Source organism: Streptomyces qaidamensis (assembly GCF_001611795.1).
In the GTDB taxonomy this organism is placed as follows: Bacteria; Actinomycetota; Actinomycetes; order Streptomycetales; family Streptomycetaceae; genus Streptomyces; species Streptomyces qaidamensis.
The window spans coordinates 6602633-6618184 of record NZ_CP015098.1 but is presented as its reverse complement, the minus strand read 5'-3'; the positions used below and the strand labels follow the sequence as shown (position 1 = coordinate 6618184).

At 73.0% G+C, this 15552-nt stretch carries 13 protein-coding genes; 4 read left to right on the top strand and 9 right to left on the bottom strand.

The window, feature by feature from the left end; translation table 11 throughout:
• The first annotated feature begins 45 nt into the window (after positions 1 to 45).
• The gene (locus A4E84_RS29445) at positions 46 to 990 is read left to right on the top strand and encodes a hypothetical protein (RefSeq protein ID WP_062929425.1); all 945 of its coding nucleotides are present in this window, start codon (positions 46 to 48) and stop codon (positions 988 to 990) included.
• Here A4E84_RS29445 and A4E84_RS29440 read toward each other — a convergent pair whose 3' ends face one another.
• From A4E84_RS29440 to A4E84_RS29430, 3 genes are read right to left on the bottom strand one after another with little or no spacing between them, the layout of a single operon-like run.
• Positions 991 to 1302, bottom strand: a complete 312-nt coding sequence (locus A4E84_RS29440) for an AzlD domain-containing protein (RefSeq protein WP_062929424.1) — start codon at positions 1300 to 1302, stop codon at positions 991 to 993.
• The gene (locus A4E84_RS29435; RefSeq protein ID WP_062929423.1) at positions 1299 to 2027 is read right to left on the bottom strand and encodes an AzlC family ABC transporter permease; all 729 of its coding nucleotides are present in this window, start codon (positions 2025 to 2027) and stop codon (positions 1299 to 1301) included. Before A4E84_RS29435 ends, A4E84_RS29440 begins: the two co-directional genes overlap by 4 nt.
• A 22-nt stretch (positions 2028 to 2049) precedes the next feature.
• On the bottom strand, positions 2050 to 2880 hold the full coding sequence (locus A4E84_RS29430; RefSeq protein ID WP_062929422.1) for a helix-turn-helix transcriptional regulator: 831 nt from the start codon (positions 2878 to 2880) through the stop codon (positions 2050 to 2052).
• A gap of 120 nt (positions 2881 to 3000) precedes the next feature.
• Here A4E84_RS29430 and A4E84_RS29425 point away from each other — a divergent pair, with 120 nt between their 5' ends.
• From A4E84_RS29425 to A4E84_RS29415, 3 genes are all read left to right on the top strand, one after another.
• Positions 3001 to 7953: an ATP-dependent helicase gene (locus A4E84_RS29425; protein ID WP_062929421.1), complete on the top strand. Its 4953-nt coding sequence runs from the start codon at positions 3001 to 3003 to the stop codon at positions 7951 to 7953.
• Positions 7954 to 8051: 98 nt separating this feature from the next.
• A complete protein-coding gene (locus A4E84_RS29420) occupies positions 8052 to 8873 on the top strand; it encodes an Fpg/Nei family DNA glycosylase (protein ID WP_062929420.1) in 822 nt (273 codons plus the stop codon).
• A gap of 32 nt (positions 8874 to 8905) precedes the next feature.
• The gene (locus A4E84_RS29415; protein ID WP_062929419.1) at positions 8906 to 9670 is read left to right on the top strand and encodes an SDR family NAD(P)-dependent oxidoreductase; all 765 of its coding nucleotides are present in this window, start codon (positions 8906 to 8908) and stop codon (positions 9668 to 9670) included.
• A 692-nt stretch (positions 9671 to 10362) separates the two neighbouring features.
• Here the strand turns inward: A4E84_RS29415 and A4E84_RS29405 are convergent.
• The 6 genes from A4E84_RS29405 to A4E84_RS29380 form a co-directional block, all read right to left on the bottom strand.
• A complete protein-coding gene (locus tag A4E84_RS29405) occupies positions 10363 to 10833 on the bottom strand; it encodes a Dps family protein (protein WP_062929418.1) in 471 nt (156 codons plus the stop codon).
• Positions 10834 to 11033: 200 nt separating this feature from the next.
• A complete protein-coding gene (locus A4E84_RS29400) occupies positions 11034 to 11414 on the bottom strand; it encodes a helix-turn-helix domain-containing protein (protein ID WP_033314530.1) in 381 nt (126 codons plus the stop codon).
• A gap of 109 nt (positions 11415 to 11523) precedes the next feature.
• Positions 11524 to 12069, bottom strand: a complete 546-nt coding sequence (locus A4E84_RS29395) for a CinA family protein (protein WP_062929417.1) — start codon at positions 12067 to 12069, stop codon at positions 11524 to 11526.
• Entirely contained in the window at positions 12066 to 12920 is an 855-nt protein-coding gene (gene pgsA, locus A4E84_RS29390) for a CDP-diacylglycerol--glycerol-3-phosphate 3-phosphatidyltransferase (RefSeq protein WP_062929416.1), read from the bottom strand. Before pgsA ends, A4E84_RS29395 begins: the two co-directional genes overlap by 4 nt.
• Entirely contained in the window at positions 12917 to 14416 is a 1500-nt protein-coding gene (gene rimO, locus A4E84_RS29385; RefSeq protein ID WP_079129164.1) for a 30S ribosomal protein S12 methylthiotransferase RimO, read from the bottom strand. Before rimO ends, pgsA begins: the two co-directional genes overlap by 4 nt.
• Before the next feature lie 93 nt (positions 14417 to 14509).
• Complete coding sequence (locus tag A4E84_RS29380) at positions 14510 to 15358, bottom strand: helix-turn-helix domain-containing protein (protein WP_062929414.1); 849 nt, start codon at positions 15356 to 15358, stop codon at positions 14510 to 14512.
• Positions 15359 to 15552 lie beyond the last annotated feature (194 nt).

Below are 15552 nucleotides of genomic sequence, written 5' to 3'. Positions count from 1 at the left end.
CCGTGACCGCCTGCCGGCGCCGCTTCGCGCCCTACGGTCTGACCCATGGCCGAAACAGGAGCTACCGCAGTCCCCCCGACGCCCCCGTCGCACAGCCCCGTCGCGCGCGCGGAGCGTTTCGTCTGGCTCACCGCGCGCGTGCTCGAGCAGCGCCGCTTCGCCCACCACTTCCGGGGCGCCGCCGCCGACCCGGTGGAGACCGCCCTGGACGCCTACCGCAACGAGGACGGCGGGTACGGCCACGCGCTGGAGCCCGATCTCCGCGGCCCGGTCAGCCAGCCCTTGCACACCGCGCACGCCCTGCGTGTGCTGGACGCGGTCGGACGCTGCGCCGGCCAGCGCGTGGAACGCATGTGCCGCTACCTGACGTCCGTGTCCATGGCGGACGGCGCCCTCCCGGCGATCCACCCCAGCCAGCGCGACTACCCCACGGCTCCCTTCGTGACGGTGGTGGACGACCCGCCCAGCGACCTCCTGGCCACCGGGCCGGTGGTGGGACTGCTGCACCGCAACGGGGTGTGGCACGCCTGGCTCTTCCGGGCGACGGACTTCTGCTGGCAGGCGGTCGAGTCCCTGGAGAAGTCGCACCCGTACGAGATCGAGGCCGCCGTGGCCTTCCTGGACTCCGCCCCCGACCGTCCGCGCGCTGAGGCGGCCGCCGCCCGTCTCGGCCGCCTGGTCCGCGCACACCGCCTCGTGGCCCTGGATCCCGGCGACCTCGACGCCTGTCCGGTGTCCCCCGGCTACGCCCCGGGGGAGCACCACTTCCCGTACGACTACGCGCGGACACCGCGCTCCCTCGCGCGCGCGTGGTTCACGGACGACGAGATGGCCCGGTCCCTGGACCATCTCGCGGCCCAGCAGCAGGAAGACGGCGGCTGGCCCGTCCGGTGGCGGCGCTGGGCCCCGGCCCCCGCCCTGGAAGCACGCCCGCTCGTGACGATCGAGGCCCTGCGCGTGCTCAGCGCGTACGGCCGCGCCATCGACTGATCATCCGGCCCCCATGGCCCGCACCCCGGCGGTCACCAGCACGGCCGCGGCGACGACCAGCAGGAACGGGGCACGCAGCATCAGCGCGACGGCCGCGGCGGCGAGTCCGGCGGCCCGCGCGTCCAGCACCAGCGTCTGCCCGTCGGCGAAGGTCTGTTGGGCGGTGAGGGCCGCGAGCAGCGCGACGGGCAGCAGCGCGGCGAGGCGTTTGACGAGGGGCCGCTCCAGGGCTCCCGCCGGCACCAGGAGCCCGGCGAGCTTGACGGCGTAGCACCCGAGGACGGTCACGCCGATCGCGATCCAGACGTTCACCGCGCGTCCCCCCTTCCCCGGCGCCGGCCGTCCGCCCACAGCACGGCCGGCGCCGCCAGCGCGGCCAGGAGCACCGGTACCCCGGCGGGCAGGACGGGCAGCAGCCCGAGTCCCAGCAGCACGGCGAGCCCGGCGACGGCCCGCTCGGTGCCGGTCTTCAGCATCGGCGCGAGCAGCGCCAGGAACACCGCGGGCCCGGCGGCGTCCAGGCCCCACGCGTCGGTGTCCCCGATGGCCTCGGCGCCCAGGGCGCCGAGCACTGTCGTGAGGTTCCACAGGAGGTACAGGGTCAGCCCGGTCACGACGAATCCGAGCCGTGCGGCGCGTCGCGTGGGCTGGGCGAGTGCGACGGCGGCCGTCTCGTCGATCACCCACTGGGCGGCGAACGGCCGTACCGCGCGCGGGAGGGCCAGCAGCTGGGACAGACGCAAACCGTAGAAGGCGTTCCGCACGCCGAGGAAGAGGGCCCCGGCGGCGGCGGTGAACGGGCCGCCTCCGGCCGCGATGGCCCCCACCAGGGCGAACTGGGACGCGCCGGTGAACACCAGAAGACTGAGCGCGCACGTCTGCAGCAGCGTGAGTCCGCTGCCGGCCGAGGTCACTCCGAAGGCGAACCCGGACAGCCCGACGGCCACCCCGACCCCCAGGGCGTCGCGCACGACGGCCCGGTCCGCCTTCCCACCGATGTCCACGTCTTCATCTTCGAGAGCTGTCCGATCTGCCACACCCGCACGCTACGGCCGGCGGCTACCGCTGGTCTTGTACGTTCTTGCGCTCCCTCTGGTACGCGCCCGGGGGCACACCGACCATCCGGGTGAAGTGCCGGTTGAGGTGTGGCTGATCGGTGAACCCGACGGCGACGGCGACCTCGGAGGGCGCCGTCCCCGCGTCCAGCAGCTGCCGCGCACGCCGTACCCGCGCGTCTGTGAGCCACGCGTGCGGCGGCATGCCGTAGACGTCGCGGAAGGCCCTCAGCAGGGCGAACGGGCTGGTCCCGAGGTCGGCCGCCAGCCGCTCCAGGCTCGGCGGGCATGCCATCCGTTCCTCCAGCACACCACGCGCGCGTGCCGCGATGCGGGCTCCCGCCGTCCGCACCTCCCGCCGTGGCAAGGGCCCGCCGTTCAACCGCAGCAGCCTGGTCACCGCGACGCGCAGCAGCGTGTCCGCGGCCAGCGCGTTGCCTTCCTCAGCGGCCCGCAGCACCTGGTGCACCAGGCCCACGGCGTAGGGATCGTCCACGACCGGGCTGACGAACCCCGGCGTCCCCCGCAGAGCCGTCGTCTCGGCCGCGATCTCCGCCACCACGCCGGGCGGCGGGTACACGGCCCCGTACCGCCACCCTTCGGGCACCCCGGCTCGCCCGGTGTGCGGCGTATCGGGGTTCACCAGGGCGAGGGCACCGGCCCCCGCGTACTGATCACCCCCGCCGTGGTGGAACACCTCCACCCCGTCGGCGATGGCGGCGATCACGAAGTTCTCGTGCGTGTGCCGGACGAACGTCTTGTGCACGTACCGGGCCCGCAGCAGATCGACCCCGGGCAGCTCGTCGTACTGCCAGTGGCGTGCGCGCTCGTTCATACGACCATTGTCCGCGGGGGCGATCGGGGCGCGGCACCGCCGGCCGGCACCGACGCCCGGAACGGCAGGCCGGGAGGCAGGCGCGGGCCCGTTGTCAGTGCCGAGGTGCACGATGGACGCATGCCCAGCAATGCGCACCGAGCCCTGGACGGCTTCTCCCCCGCGACCCGCGCCTGGTTCACGGGTGCCTTCTCCGCGCCCACCTCGGCCCAGGCCGGTGCGTGGCAGGCCATCCACGAGGGCTCGGACGTGTTGGTCGTCGCCCCCACCGGCTCCGGAAAGACCCTGGCTGCTTTCCTGGCCGCTCTGGACCAGCTGGCCTCGGCGCCTCCCCCCGCCGACCCGAAGAAGCGCTGCCGCGTCCTGTACGTCTCGCCCCTGAAGGCCCTGGCGGTGGACGTCGAGCGCAACCTGCGCAGTCCGCTGACCGGCATCCGCCAGGAGTCCGTGCGCCTCGGCCTGCCCGAGCCCGAGGTCAGGGTGGGCATCCGCTCGGGCGACACCCCCGCCGCCGAGCGCCGCGCCCTGTCGACCCGTCCGCCGGACATCCTGATCACGACCCCGGAATCGCTGTTCCTGATGCTGACGTCGGCGGCGCGCGAGGCGCTGGCCGGCGTGGAAACGGTGATCCTCGACGAGGTGCACGCGGTCGCCGGCACCAAGCGCGGCGCCCATCTCGCGCTCTCCCTGGAGCGGCTGGACGACCTCCTCCCGAAGCCCGCCCGCCGCATCGGCCTCTCCGCGACGGTCCGGCCGGTGGACGAGGTGGCCCGTTACCTCTCGCCGCGCGGCAAGGTGGAGATCGTCCAGCCGGAGTCGGGCAAGGAGTTCGACCTGTCGGTGGTCGTCCCGGTCGAGGATCTGGGCGAGCTGGGCGGCTCCCCGGTGGCGGACGGCCAGGAGGGCGCCGAGCGCCCGTCCATCTGGCCGCATGTGGAGGAGCGGATCGCCGACCTCGTCCAGTCCCACCGCTCGACGATCGTCTTCGCGAACTCCCGCCGCCTCGCGGAGCGCCTCTGCAACCGCCTGAACGAGATCGCGTACGAACGGGCCACGGGTGAGACGCTCGACGAGCACCACTCCCCCGCAGAGCTCATGGGCGGCTCGGGAGCGGCCCAGGGCGCCCCCCAGGTCATCGCCCGCGCCCACCACGGCTCGGTCTCCAAGGAGCAGCGCGCCCTGGTCGAGGAGGACCTGAAGGCGGGGCGCCTGCCCGCGGTGGTGGCGACGTCCAGTCTCGAACTGGGCATCGACATGGGTGCGGTGGACCTGGTCGTGCAGGTGGAGTCGCCGCCCTCCGTCGCCTCCGGCCTGCAGCGCGTCGGCCGGGCGGGGCACCAGGTGGGCGCGGTCTCCACCGGTGTGGTCTTCCCGAAGTACCGCGGCGACCTGGTGCAGGCGGCGGTGGTCACCGAGCGCATGCGCACCGGCTCCATCGAGTCCCTCAAGGTCCCCGCCAACCCCCTGGACGTCCTGGCGCAGCAGGTGGTCGCCATGACGGCCCTGGACACATGGCAGTTCGACGACCTCCTCGCCGCCGTCCGCCGGGCCGCCCCGTTCGCCTCGCTTCCCGAGTCGGCCTTCACGGCGGTCCTCGACATGCTGGCCGGCCGCTACCCGTCCGACGCGTTCGCGGAGCTGCGCCCGCGCGTGGTGTGGGACCGGGTCACCGGCGAGATCACCGGCCGCCCCGGCGCACAGCGCCTCGCCGTCACCTCCGGCGGCACGATCCCCGACCGGGGCCTCTTCGGCGTCTTCCTCGCGGGCGCCGACCCCAAGAAGGGCGGCGGCCGGGTCGGCGAGCTCGACGAGGAGATGGTCTACGAGTCCCGCGTCGGCGACGTCTTCACGCTCGGCACCAGCTCCTGGCGCATCGAGGACATCACCCGCGACCGCGTCCTGGTCTCCCCGGCCCCCGGCGTGCCGGGCCGGCTGCCCTTCTGGAAGGGTGACCAGCTGGGCCGCCCGCTGGAACTGGGCCGGGCCGTGGGCGCGTTCCTGCGGGAGGTCGGCTCGCTGCCCGAGGACGACGCCCGCCTCCGGCTCCTCGCCGCCGGCCTGGACGCCTGGGCGGCGGACAACGTGCTGTCGTACCTGGCCGAGCAGCGCGAGGCCTGCGGCCACATCCCGGACGACCGGACGATCGTCGTGGAGCGCTTCCGTGACGAGCTCGGCGACTGGCGCGTGGTCGTGCACTCGCCGTTCGGCGCCCAGGTGCACGCCCCGTGGGCGCTGGCGCTCGGCGCGAAGCTGTCCGAGCGGTACGGCATGGACGCGCAGGTCATGCACGCCGACGACGGCATCGTGCTGCGCCTGCCGGACGCCGACCTCATGGGCCTGGACCTGCTGGACCAGGAGCCGGTGAAGACGGGCCGGGAGTACGACGCCGAGCAGGCCCCCGTAGGCGCGGCGGACGTCGTCTTCGACAAGGGCGAGGTCGACCAGGTCGTCACCGACCAGGTGGGCAGTTCCGCCCTGTTCGCCTCCCGCTTCCGTGAGTGTGCCGCCCGCGCGTTGCTGCTGCCGCGCCGCAACCCGGGCAAGCGCACCCCGCTGTGGCAGCAGCGGCAGCGCGCCTCGCAGCTGTTGCAGGTGGCGAGCGAGTTCGGCTCGTTCCCGATCGTCCTGGAGGCGGTCCGCGAGTGTCTCCAGGACGTCTTCGACGTCCCCGGCCTCGTGGAGCTGATGGGGGACCTGGAGTCCCGCAAGGTCCGCCTGGTCGAGGTCACCACGGCCGAACCGTCTCCCTTCGCGCGCTCCCTGCTCTTCGGCTACGTGGCCCAGTTCCTGTACGAGGGCGACTCCCCGCTGGCCGAGCGCCGCGCCGCCGCCCTGTCGCTGGACTCCCGCCTGCTGGCCGAGCTCCTCGGCCAGGCGGAGCTGCGCGAGCTGCTCGACGCTGAGGTGCTGACCGAGCTGGAGCGCGAGCTCCAGTGGCGCACCGACGACCGCCGGGTCAAGGACGCCGAGGGCGTCGCGGACCTCCTGCGTCTCCTCGGCCCGCTCACGGAGGCGGAACTGGCCGAGCGGGGCGCCGAACCGCAGTGGGCGCAGGAACTCGCCGGTGCCCGCCGCGCCATCCGGGTCCGGATCGCGGGCCAGGACCACTGGGCGGCGATCGAGGACGCGGGCCGCCTGCGCGACGCGCTGGGCACGGCCCTGCCGGTCGGTGTCCCGGAGGCCTTCACAGAGCCCGTCAAGGACCCGCTCGGCGACCTCCTCGCCCGCTACGCCCGCACCCACGGCCCGTTCACTTCGGTCACGGCAGCGGCCCGCTTCGGCCTGGGTGTCGCCGTCACCGAAGGCGCCCTCCAGCGGCTCGCGGCGGCGGGCCGGGTCGTACAGGGCGAGTTCCACCCGGCCGGGATCGGCCAGGAGTGGTGCGACGCTGCCGTGCTGCGCCGACTGCGCCGGCGCTCCCTGGCCGCCCTGCGGCACGAACTGGAGCCGGTGCCCCCGGCCGCCCTCGCCCAGTTCCTCCCCCAGTGGCAGCACATCGGCAAGGGCCACTCCCTGCGCGGCATCGACGGGCTGGTCCGGGCCATCGAGCAGGTCCAGGGCGCGTCCGTACCGGCGTCCGCCCTGGAGAAACTGGTCCTGCCCTCCCGAGTCGTGAACTACACCCCGGCGATGCTGGACGAGCTGACCGCAGCCGGAGAGGTGGTCTGGGCCGGGGCGGGTTCCCTCCCCGGCAAGGACGGCTGGGTCTCCCTCTACCTGGCGGACGCGGCCCCCCTGCTCCTGCCGCCCCCGCACCCCCTGGAGCTGACCGCCCTGCACCAGTCCGTCCTGGACACCCTCTCCGGCGGCTACGGCCTGTTCTTCCGCCAGATCGCCGACCAGATCCGCGCCACCACGCACCCCGAGGCCACCGACCCCCAGCTGGCCGACGCCCTCTGGGACCTGGCCTGGTCCGGCCACCTGACGAACGACACGCTCACCCCCATGCGCTCCCTGCTCGGCTCGGGCCGCACCGCGGGGTCCACGGCCCACCGCGCGAAGCGCGCGGTCCCGCGCGGCCGCTACGGCTCCCTGACGGCCGCGGCGCGCACCGCGTCCCGCTCCGGCCCGCCGACGGTCGCCGGCCGCTGGTCCCTGCTCCCCGCCCATGAGCCCGACCCCACCGTGCGGGCTCATGCCCTCGCCCGCACCCTCCTCGACCGGCACGGTGTGGTCACCAGGGGTGCGGTGTCGGCGGAGGGCGTCGAGGGCGGCTTCTCGGCGACGTACCGCGTCCTGTCCGTCTTCGAGGAGAGCGGCCAGGCCCGCCGCGGCTACGTGGTGGAGGGTCTCGGCGCCGCGCAGTTCGCGATGGACGGCGCGGTGGACCGCCTGCGCGCGGTGTCCAACGCCCGTGACCGCGGCGAGAACCTGCCCGGCCCCCCTCCCGCCTCCGGACCCGCCCCGTTCCCCACCACTGGTCTCATCGGCCCGGACGACTCGGCCCTCGCCCACGACTTCGCCGGACCGGACGACTCAACCCCCTCCCACGACCACACCGACGCCCCCGGCCCCGACGGCTTCCCCGACTTCGACGCCTCCTACGACGCCCCGCGCCCGTCGCCCGGCGAGTGGGTCTCGCCCCGCGACTACGCCCCGCAGGTGGCACCCTCCTGGCAGAACGGCGGGCGCGCAGCGTACGACCAGGGGTTCGCGGGCCGGCGTACCCGCCCTGACGGCGCCTCCCGGGCCGTCGTCCTCGCCGCCGCCGACCCGGCGAACGCGTACGGCGCCGCCCTGGCCTGGCCCGAGCCCCCGACCGGCGCCGGACACAAGCCGGGCCGCAAAGCGGGCTCCCTGGTAGTACTCGTCGACGGTGAACTGACCCTCTACATGGAGCGGGGCGGCAAGACTCTGCTGGCCTGGGCCGCCGACCCGGACGGCGCCCCCACTGACGACCCCCGTCTGCGCAGCGCCGCGGAGGCCCTCGCCGCGGCGGCCCGCGCCGGCTCGCTCGGCACGGTCACGGTGGAGCGCGTCAACGGCGCCCAGGCCCTGACGTCCCCCATCGGGACCCTCCTGGAAGGAGCGGGCTTCATCGCGACCCCCCGAGGACTCCGCCTGCGCGCCTGACGCCCCGGCCACACAGCCGATCGGGCCCAGCAAGCAGCCGGCCAGCCCCGCACACAGCCGCTCGGCCGCCCACACGGCCGTCGTGCCACCCTTGACCCATGCCCGAAGGTGACACGGTCTGGCAGGCCGCGAGGCGGTTGCACGACGCCCTCGCGGGCACGGTGCTGACCCGCAGCGATCTCCGGGTCCCGCGCTTCGCCACGGCCGACCTCACGGGCCGAGCGGTCCTGGACGTCACCGCGCGCGGCAAGCATCTCCTCACCCGTATCGAGGGCGGCCTCACCCTCCACTCCCACCTGCGCATGGACGGCTCCTGGAAGGTGTACGGGCACGGCCAGCGCTGGAGCGGAGGTCCCGGCCACCAGATCCGCGCGATCCTCGGCAACACCGACCGCACCGCCGTCGGCTACCGCCTTCCCGTCCTGGAACTGCTGCGCACCACCGACGAGCACCGCGCGGTCGGCCATCTCGGCCCCGACCTCCTGGGGCCCGACTGGGACCCCGACCGGGCCCTCGCCAACGTCCTCCAGGACCCCGCCCGCGAACTCGGCGAGGCCCTGCTCGACCAGCGCAACCTCGCCGGCATCGGCAATGTCTACAAGAGCGAGCTCTGCTTCCTGCTAGGCGTCACCCCGTGGCTCCCGGCCGGCGACCTTCCCCCCGACCGCGCCACGAAGCTGCCCGCGCTCGCCAAGAAGCTGCTGGAGGCCAACCGCGACCGCCCGATCCGCAGCACGACGGGCCGCCGCGGCCAGGACCTCTTCGTCTACGGCCGCGCACCCCGCCCCTGCCTGCGCTGCCGCACCTCGATCCGCGTCGCCGACCAGGGCGACGGCTCCCGCGAACGCCCCACCTACTGGTGCCCCACCTGCCAGCCCGGCCCTGCCCCAGCCTCGGCCCGGCGCAGCCACACCAATTGACGGACCGTCAGAAGCGCTCGTACGGTCCTCGTATGCCCGTCACGGCGTACGACCTCTCCGGCCGCACCGCGTTCGTCACCGGCGCCGCGAGCGGCATCGGCCGCGCCTCGGCGCTGCTGCTCGCCGAGGCGGGGGCGACCGTGCACTGCGCGGACCGTGACACCGCGGGTCTGCACGGGACGGCGGCCCTGATCAAGGACAGCGGCGGCACCGCCCGCACCCACACCCTCGACGTCACCGACCGGGCCGGGCTGCGGCAGGCCCTCACCTCCTGTGAACGCCTGGACGCCCTGGCCGCGGTCGCCGGGATCATGCACCGCAGTCCCGTGCTGGAGACCCGGGACGAGGACCTCGACCGGGTCCTCGACGTCAACTTCAAAGGAGTGCTGTACGCCTGCCAGGAGGCCGCCCGCCTCATGATCGACCGCGGCACCCGGGGCAGCATCGTCACGATGGCCTCGGGCGCCGTCGACACGGGCGGCCCCGGGCTGCTCTGCTACGGCGCGGCCAAGGCGGCGGTGGTGCAGCTCACGAAGACACTCGCGACGGAGGTCGGCCGGCACGGCATCCGTGTCAACGCGGTAGCGCCGGGCTGGATCCGTACGCCGATGACCGACCGCGGCGACAGCGGCTCCCAGGCACACACGGAGTCCGTCATGGCCCGGATGTCGCCGCTGGGCCGTGTGGGCGAGCCCGAGGACATCGCCCACACGGTCCTGCACCTGGTCTCCGACGCCTCGGCCTTCACGACGGGCCAGATCCTCCGCCCGAACGGAGGTGTGGCCATGCCGTGGTGACAGAGCCCCCGCCCGTCAGACACGCCCCGCGACCCAGACACGCCGCCGGGCCACCACCCCCTCGCAGCAGACTCCGCAGCAGCCGAAGCACCGCCTACCCTCCCCCCGACTTCGCCCGCGGCGCATGACCGCCTCCGGCCCGGGCCCCGACCCCGGCCTGCAGAACCCTCCGCCACCGCCCCGCCCCCACAACCCCCCGAGCCCGCCGCTTGGGCACGCAGTGCACGGGCAGCACGCTCAGCCCCCACCCCCCGGCCGCGACCGCCGCCTCCAGCGCCCCCGCCTCGGGCACGGCCACCACGCGCACCACGGCCCACCACCACAGCGCCCCCAGCCCCAGCGCGACCCCGTGAACCCCCCAGTGCCGGCTCCCCCAGCGCGCTATCCCCGCCATGGCCGCAACCCCCAGCCCGACGCTATGCAGCCACCCGGACCGGCGGACAGGGCGCACCACGGGCACACGGGCGCACCGCACACACCGTTCACGCCGCGCACGTCGCACAGACGGCGCACGCGCACACCGTGCACCGTCCCGCCAGCGCCCACCAGACCTGCACCGCACACCCCATCGGCCCCACGCACCCGACCCACGCCGCGCGGCCCTCCGCACAGCATGGGCATGGGTGCGGGACGCCGCGACGCGGTGGCGAAACTCGCGCCCGGCGCGTCACCCGCTCCCGCGCCCTCTTCCGTCACCCGTTCTCGGCCTGGAACATCCAGTGATGCTTCTCCAGGTCGGCCGTGATCCCGATGAAGATGTCCTGGCTCACCGGATCCGGCTCACCAGTCGACTCGACCCGCTCGCGCATCCGTGCGATCACCGCGCCCAGCGCTTCGACGAGCGTGCGCACGGCGGTCGTGTCGTCGACCCATCCTTCGGGGGTCACCCCGATCCCGCTGCCGACGGCCACCGTCGCGGCGCGCCCGTCAGGGGAGATCCCTAGGGCCGCGGCGCGCTCGGCCACGGTGTCGGAGTACTTCCGCGCGGTGTCGACGACCTCGTCGAGCTGGAGATGCACGGAGCGGAAACGCTGCCCCACCACGTTCCAGTGGATCTGCTTCGCCACGAGGGCGAGGTCCACCAGGTCGACCAGGGCACCTTGCAGCGCCTCGGACACGGTCTTCAGGCTCGCGTCCGACAACGGGCTCTTCACGACGTACATCCGCACCTCCGAGGACTGCCCCCGCCATCCCCTCAACGATGACCGTCGCACGCCCCACCGGCAAACGCACACACATCGGACAGGTCTGGGCGCGACGGCGACAGCCGGCCCCGGGCAAGCGAAAACCCCGGGCGGCACCCCTCCGGTTCTTCCGGAGAGGCCCGGCCGGGGCCTCGATCATGCCGTGGGAGCGCAGAGCCTCACGCGGCGACGACGTCCACCGCTTCGGCAGGCGCCTTGATGGTCACCCGTTCCGGTGGCACGCCGGTCACCGACACGGAACCCAGCATCGAGCGAACCGGCGTGGGTACAGGCTCGCTGGGGGTGGCCGCTGCAGACTGGGCCAGCTCGGCGAGGGCGAGCTCGTCGCTCACTTCCCGCATGAGCTCGGACATCCGTACGTCCAACGCGTCGCAGATGGCGGAGAGCAGCTCGGAGGAAGCCTCCTTCTGCCCCCGCTCCACCTCGGAGAGATAGCCGAGTGAGACTCGGGCGGACGAGGAGACTTCGCGCAGAGTACGGCCCTGGCGCTGGCGCTGCCGACGCAGCACGTCACCCAGCAGGCGACGGAGCAGAATCATCGGTGGCTCCCTCCTCGGACCGCGTAGCCGCATCCATTACGCCCCACCGTACCGCCTTGCGCCGCGGCCGTGCGGGGAGCGATGTCGTGTTCACTCAGGGCTGCAAACATCAAAACCCCCCGTTCCGTTCCGTATCCTGTGCCCGCTCATTCCCAGTCTGTTCGCTCGCAAGCTCCTTCAGAAGCAGTGCGAGTACGCTCCGTACACTCTCTCTACGAATTTCCGCGCGGTCGCCGTTCAACCGCAGAGCCTCCACTTTTCCGCCGCCGGCAGAACCGGAATCGGCTCGGGCAGGTCCGTCCACGGCGACGAAAACCGTGCCGACGGCCTGTCCGTCCTGCGGCTCGGGACCCGCGACACCGGTGGTCGCGATGCCCCAGTCGGTGCCGAGCGCCTTGCGTACGCCCGCCGCCATCTCGGCCGCGACCTGCGGATCCACGGCTCCACGCGCCGCCAGCAGGGCGGCGTCGACCCCGAGCAGGTCACGCTTCAGGTCAGTGGCGTAGGCGGTCACCGAGCCCCGGAAGACCTTGGACGCCCCGGGGACGGATGTGATGTCCGCCGCAACGAGGCCACCGGTCAGCGACTCCGCGACAGCGAGCGTCTCACCCTTCACCGTGAGTAGTCGCACCACGTCGGTGGCCGTGGAACTCACGCTTCCTTCTCCTCCAACGCGGCCTTGCGCTCGGCGATTCCCTGCCTGCGCAGCACAATGGCCTGTTTCACATAGTCGAGTCCGGTCACCACGGTCAGCACGACCGCCGCGGCCATCACCCACCACCTCAGAGTGGCCAGCCACCCCGTCAGAGCCAGCACGTACATACCGACGGCCACGCCCTGGGTGAGGGTCTTCAGCTTGCCGCCACGGCTGGCGGGGATCACGCCGTACCGGATGACCCAGAAACGCAGCAGGGTGACCCCGAGTTCCCGGCCGAGGATGACGCCGGTCACCCACCAGGGCAGATCGCCGAGCGCGGACAGGCAGACCAGCGCCGCCCCCATGATCGCCTTGTCGGCGATGGGGTCGGCGATCTTCCCGAAGTCCGTGACCAGGTTGTACGTGCGTGCCAGGTGACCGTCGAACAGGTCGGTGATCATGGCGATGGCGAAGGCGGCCCAGGCGAGGGACCGCCACGCCGGGTCGTAGCCGCCGTCGGCGAGCATCAGCGCGACGAAGGCCGGTACGAGGACCAGCCGGAGCATGGTCAGGAGGTTGGCGATGTTCCAGACGCTGGCCTGGTTGACGGCCGCGGCAGCGATCTTCCCGCCCCGCGGGGTCTTCCCGTCGCCCTGCGCGTCGAGGCCACCGTCCTCACCGGGCACGGCCTCGCCGGCACCGGACACCGCCCCGGCAGTCCCGCCGTCACCCACACCGGCCGAGGCTCCGGGCGCCCCGCCCTCGGCCGACCGCACGGCTGAGACAGCGGGCGTCGCAGCGGCCGCACCGGCCGCTGCCCTCCGCGCGCCGGAGGCGCCTCCCGCCGCGGATGCCGGGACACCGGTCATCTGCCCGCCTCCTCACTCCACGCAGGCGACGTGAGCGAGCCCTGGAGCGGCTCGGCCACCAGGTCGACACCCTCCGTACCGACCACCTTCGCTTCGACCATACGGCCGACACGCAGACCCGCGCCGCTCGTGAGGAGCACCTGGCCGTCCGTCTCGGGCGCCTGGTGCTCCGCACGGCCGTGCACACCGTCCTCGTCGACGGACTCGACGAGGACCCGCACGCTCTGGCCGACGCGGTCCTCGGCCCGCTGCGAGACGAGTTCCTCGGCCAATCGCGAGATGTGGGCCAGCCGCTCGGCGACGACGTCCTCGTCGAGCTTGTCGTCGTAGGTCGCCGCCTCGGTGCCCTCCTCGTCGGAGTAGCCGAAGACGCCGATGGCGTCGAGCCGCGCACCGTTCAGGAACCGCTCCAGCTCGGCGAGGTCGGCCTCGCTCTCGCCGGGGAAGCCGACGATGAAGTTGGAGCGCACACCGGCCTCGGGCGCCTTGCTGCGGATGGTGTCGAGCAGTTCCAGGAACCGGTCGGTGTCGCCGAAGCGACGCATCGCGCGCAGCACGCCGGGCGCGGAGTGCTGGAAGGACAGGTCGAAGTAGGGCGCGATCTTCGGGGTCGAGGTGAGCACGTCGATGAGACCGGGCCGCATCTCGGCGGGCTGGAGATAGCTGACGCGCACCCGCTCGATGCCGTCGACGTCGGCGAGCTCGGGCAGCAGCGACTCCAGCAGGCGGATGTCGCCGAGGTCCTTGCCGTAGGAGGTGTTGTTCTCGGAGACCAGCATGACCTCCTTCACGCCCTGCTCGGCCAGCCACCTCGTCTCGTTCAGCACGTCGCTGGGGCGGCGGGAGATGAAGGAGCCGCGGAAGGACGGGATGGCGCAGAAGGAGCAGCGCCGGTCGCAGCCGGAGGCGAGCTTGACGGAGGCGACCGGGGAGCCGTCCAGGCGGCGGCGCAGGGGTGCTCGCGGGCCGGAGGCCGGGGCGAGGCCCTCCGGGAGGTCCGCGGGCGCGACGGCGGGCTCGGCCGGGCCGTGCCCGGGCAGCGCGACGTCGGCCGCCGACTCCTGGCGCTCCGCCGGGCTGATGGGCAGCAGCTTGCGCCGGTCGCGCGGGGTGTGCGAGGCGTGGATGCCGCCGTTGAGGATGGTCTGCAGGCGGTCCGAGATGTCCGAGTAGTCGTCGAAGCCGAGCACGCCGTCGGCCTCGGGGAGGGCTTCGGCGAGTTCCTTGCCGTACCGCTCGGCCATGCAGCCCACCGCCACGACGGCCTGGGTTCTGCCGTGCCCCTTGAGGTCGTTGGCTTCGAGGAGGGCGTCGACGGAGTCCTTCTTGGCGGCTTCGACGAAGCCACAGGTGTTCACGACGGCGACGTCCGCTTCCTCGGCGTCCTCCACGAGCTGCCAGCCGTCCGCCTCCAAACGGCCTGCGAGCTCCTCCGAGTCCACCTCGTTACGGGCGCAGCCAAGGGTGACGAGTGCGACGGTACGGCGTTCAGGCATGGGCTCAAGACTACTTCGTCCCGCTGACACCCCACGTCGACGGGGTTGGCCGTTTCCCGGCCAACCCCGTATCAACTGGACCTTTCGGTCCGATCACCCGGCTTCGGGGTCGCCCTTCGTGTACGTCAGGCGTTCGACGGACCCACGCGGGAAGTTCTCCTCGATCTTCTTTCCGTTGACGAAGAGGTCGATCGCGCCGGCGTCTCCGAGGACGAGCTGGACCTTCGAGCTGTCCTGGAAGGTCTTGGTGTCGCCGTGCTTGAGAACACCGTCGAAGATCATCCGGCCGTTGTGGTCCTTGGCGGCGATCCAGCTGCGGTCTTCGGCGGCGACCACGCGGACCGTCACCTTGTCCTGCGGCACGGCCGCGATGGCACTGTCGGACGGCTCGGGCTCGGGGTCGGCGGGCTTCTTGGTCTTGGTGGTCGGGGAGGCGGAGTCGCCGGGGGTGGAGCCCTCGGCCACGTTCGCCTCGCTGCTGCCGTCGTCGCCGCCCTGGAACATCGTGAAGCCGACGAACCCGATCACGGCGACGATCGCGGCGACCATGGCCGCGGTCCAGTTGGGACCCCGCCGCTCCGGACGGATGCGTTCCGCCTCGAAGAGAGGAGCTGCCGGGGTCGGTGCCGGACGCCCGCCGTGCTCGTCGCCGTACTGTGCGAGCAGCGGAGCGGGATCGAGGTGGACGGCCTTGGCCAGGGTCCTGATGTGCCCACGGGCGTAGACGTCTCCGCCGCAGGGGGAGAAGTCGTCCGCCTCGATCGCGTGCACGATGTTCATGCGGACCCGGGTGGCGCTACTCACGTCGTCGACGGTCAGCCCGGCGGCGATACGAGCCTGCTGCAGGGCATGGCCGATGGAGGGGCGGGCTTCCTCGTGGTCTGCTTCGACGTGCTCGTTTTCGAACGGACGCTCGTCTTCAGGGGAGTTGCCGATGGACACGGGGGCGCCTTTCGAGCGTGTAGCCGCCTGTGCTGGAAGTTCAGTCTAGGGGGGTACCAAAAGGGTGGGGCAACCGGGCGGTGTCACTTTGTACGCCATCGGAATGGCCCGACATTCCGATGGTGGGCTCGCTGGTTGTCGCTTCCCTCAACTTGACGTACGCCGCAGGGAAACGGTTGCTCGATGATCCCTTA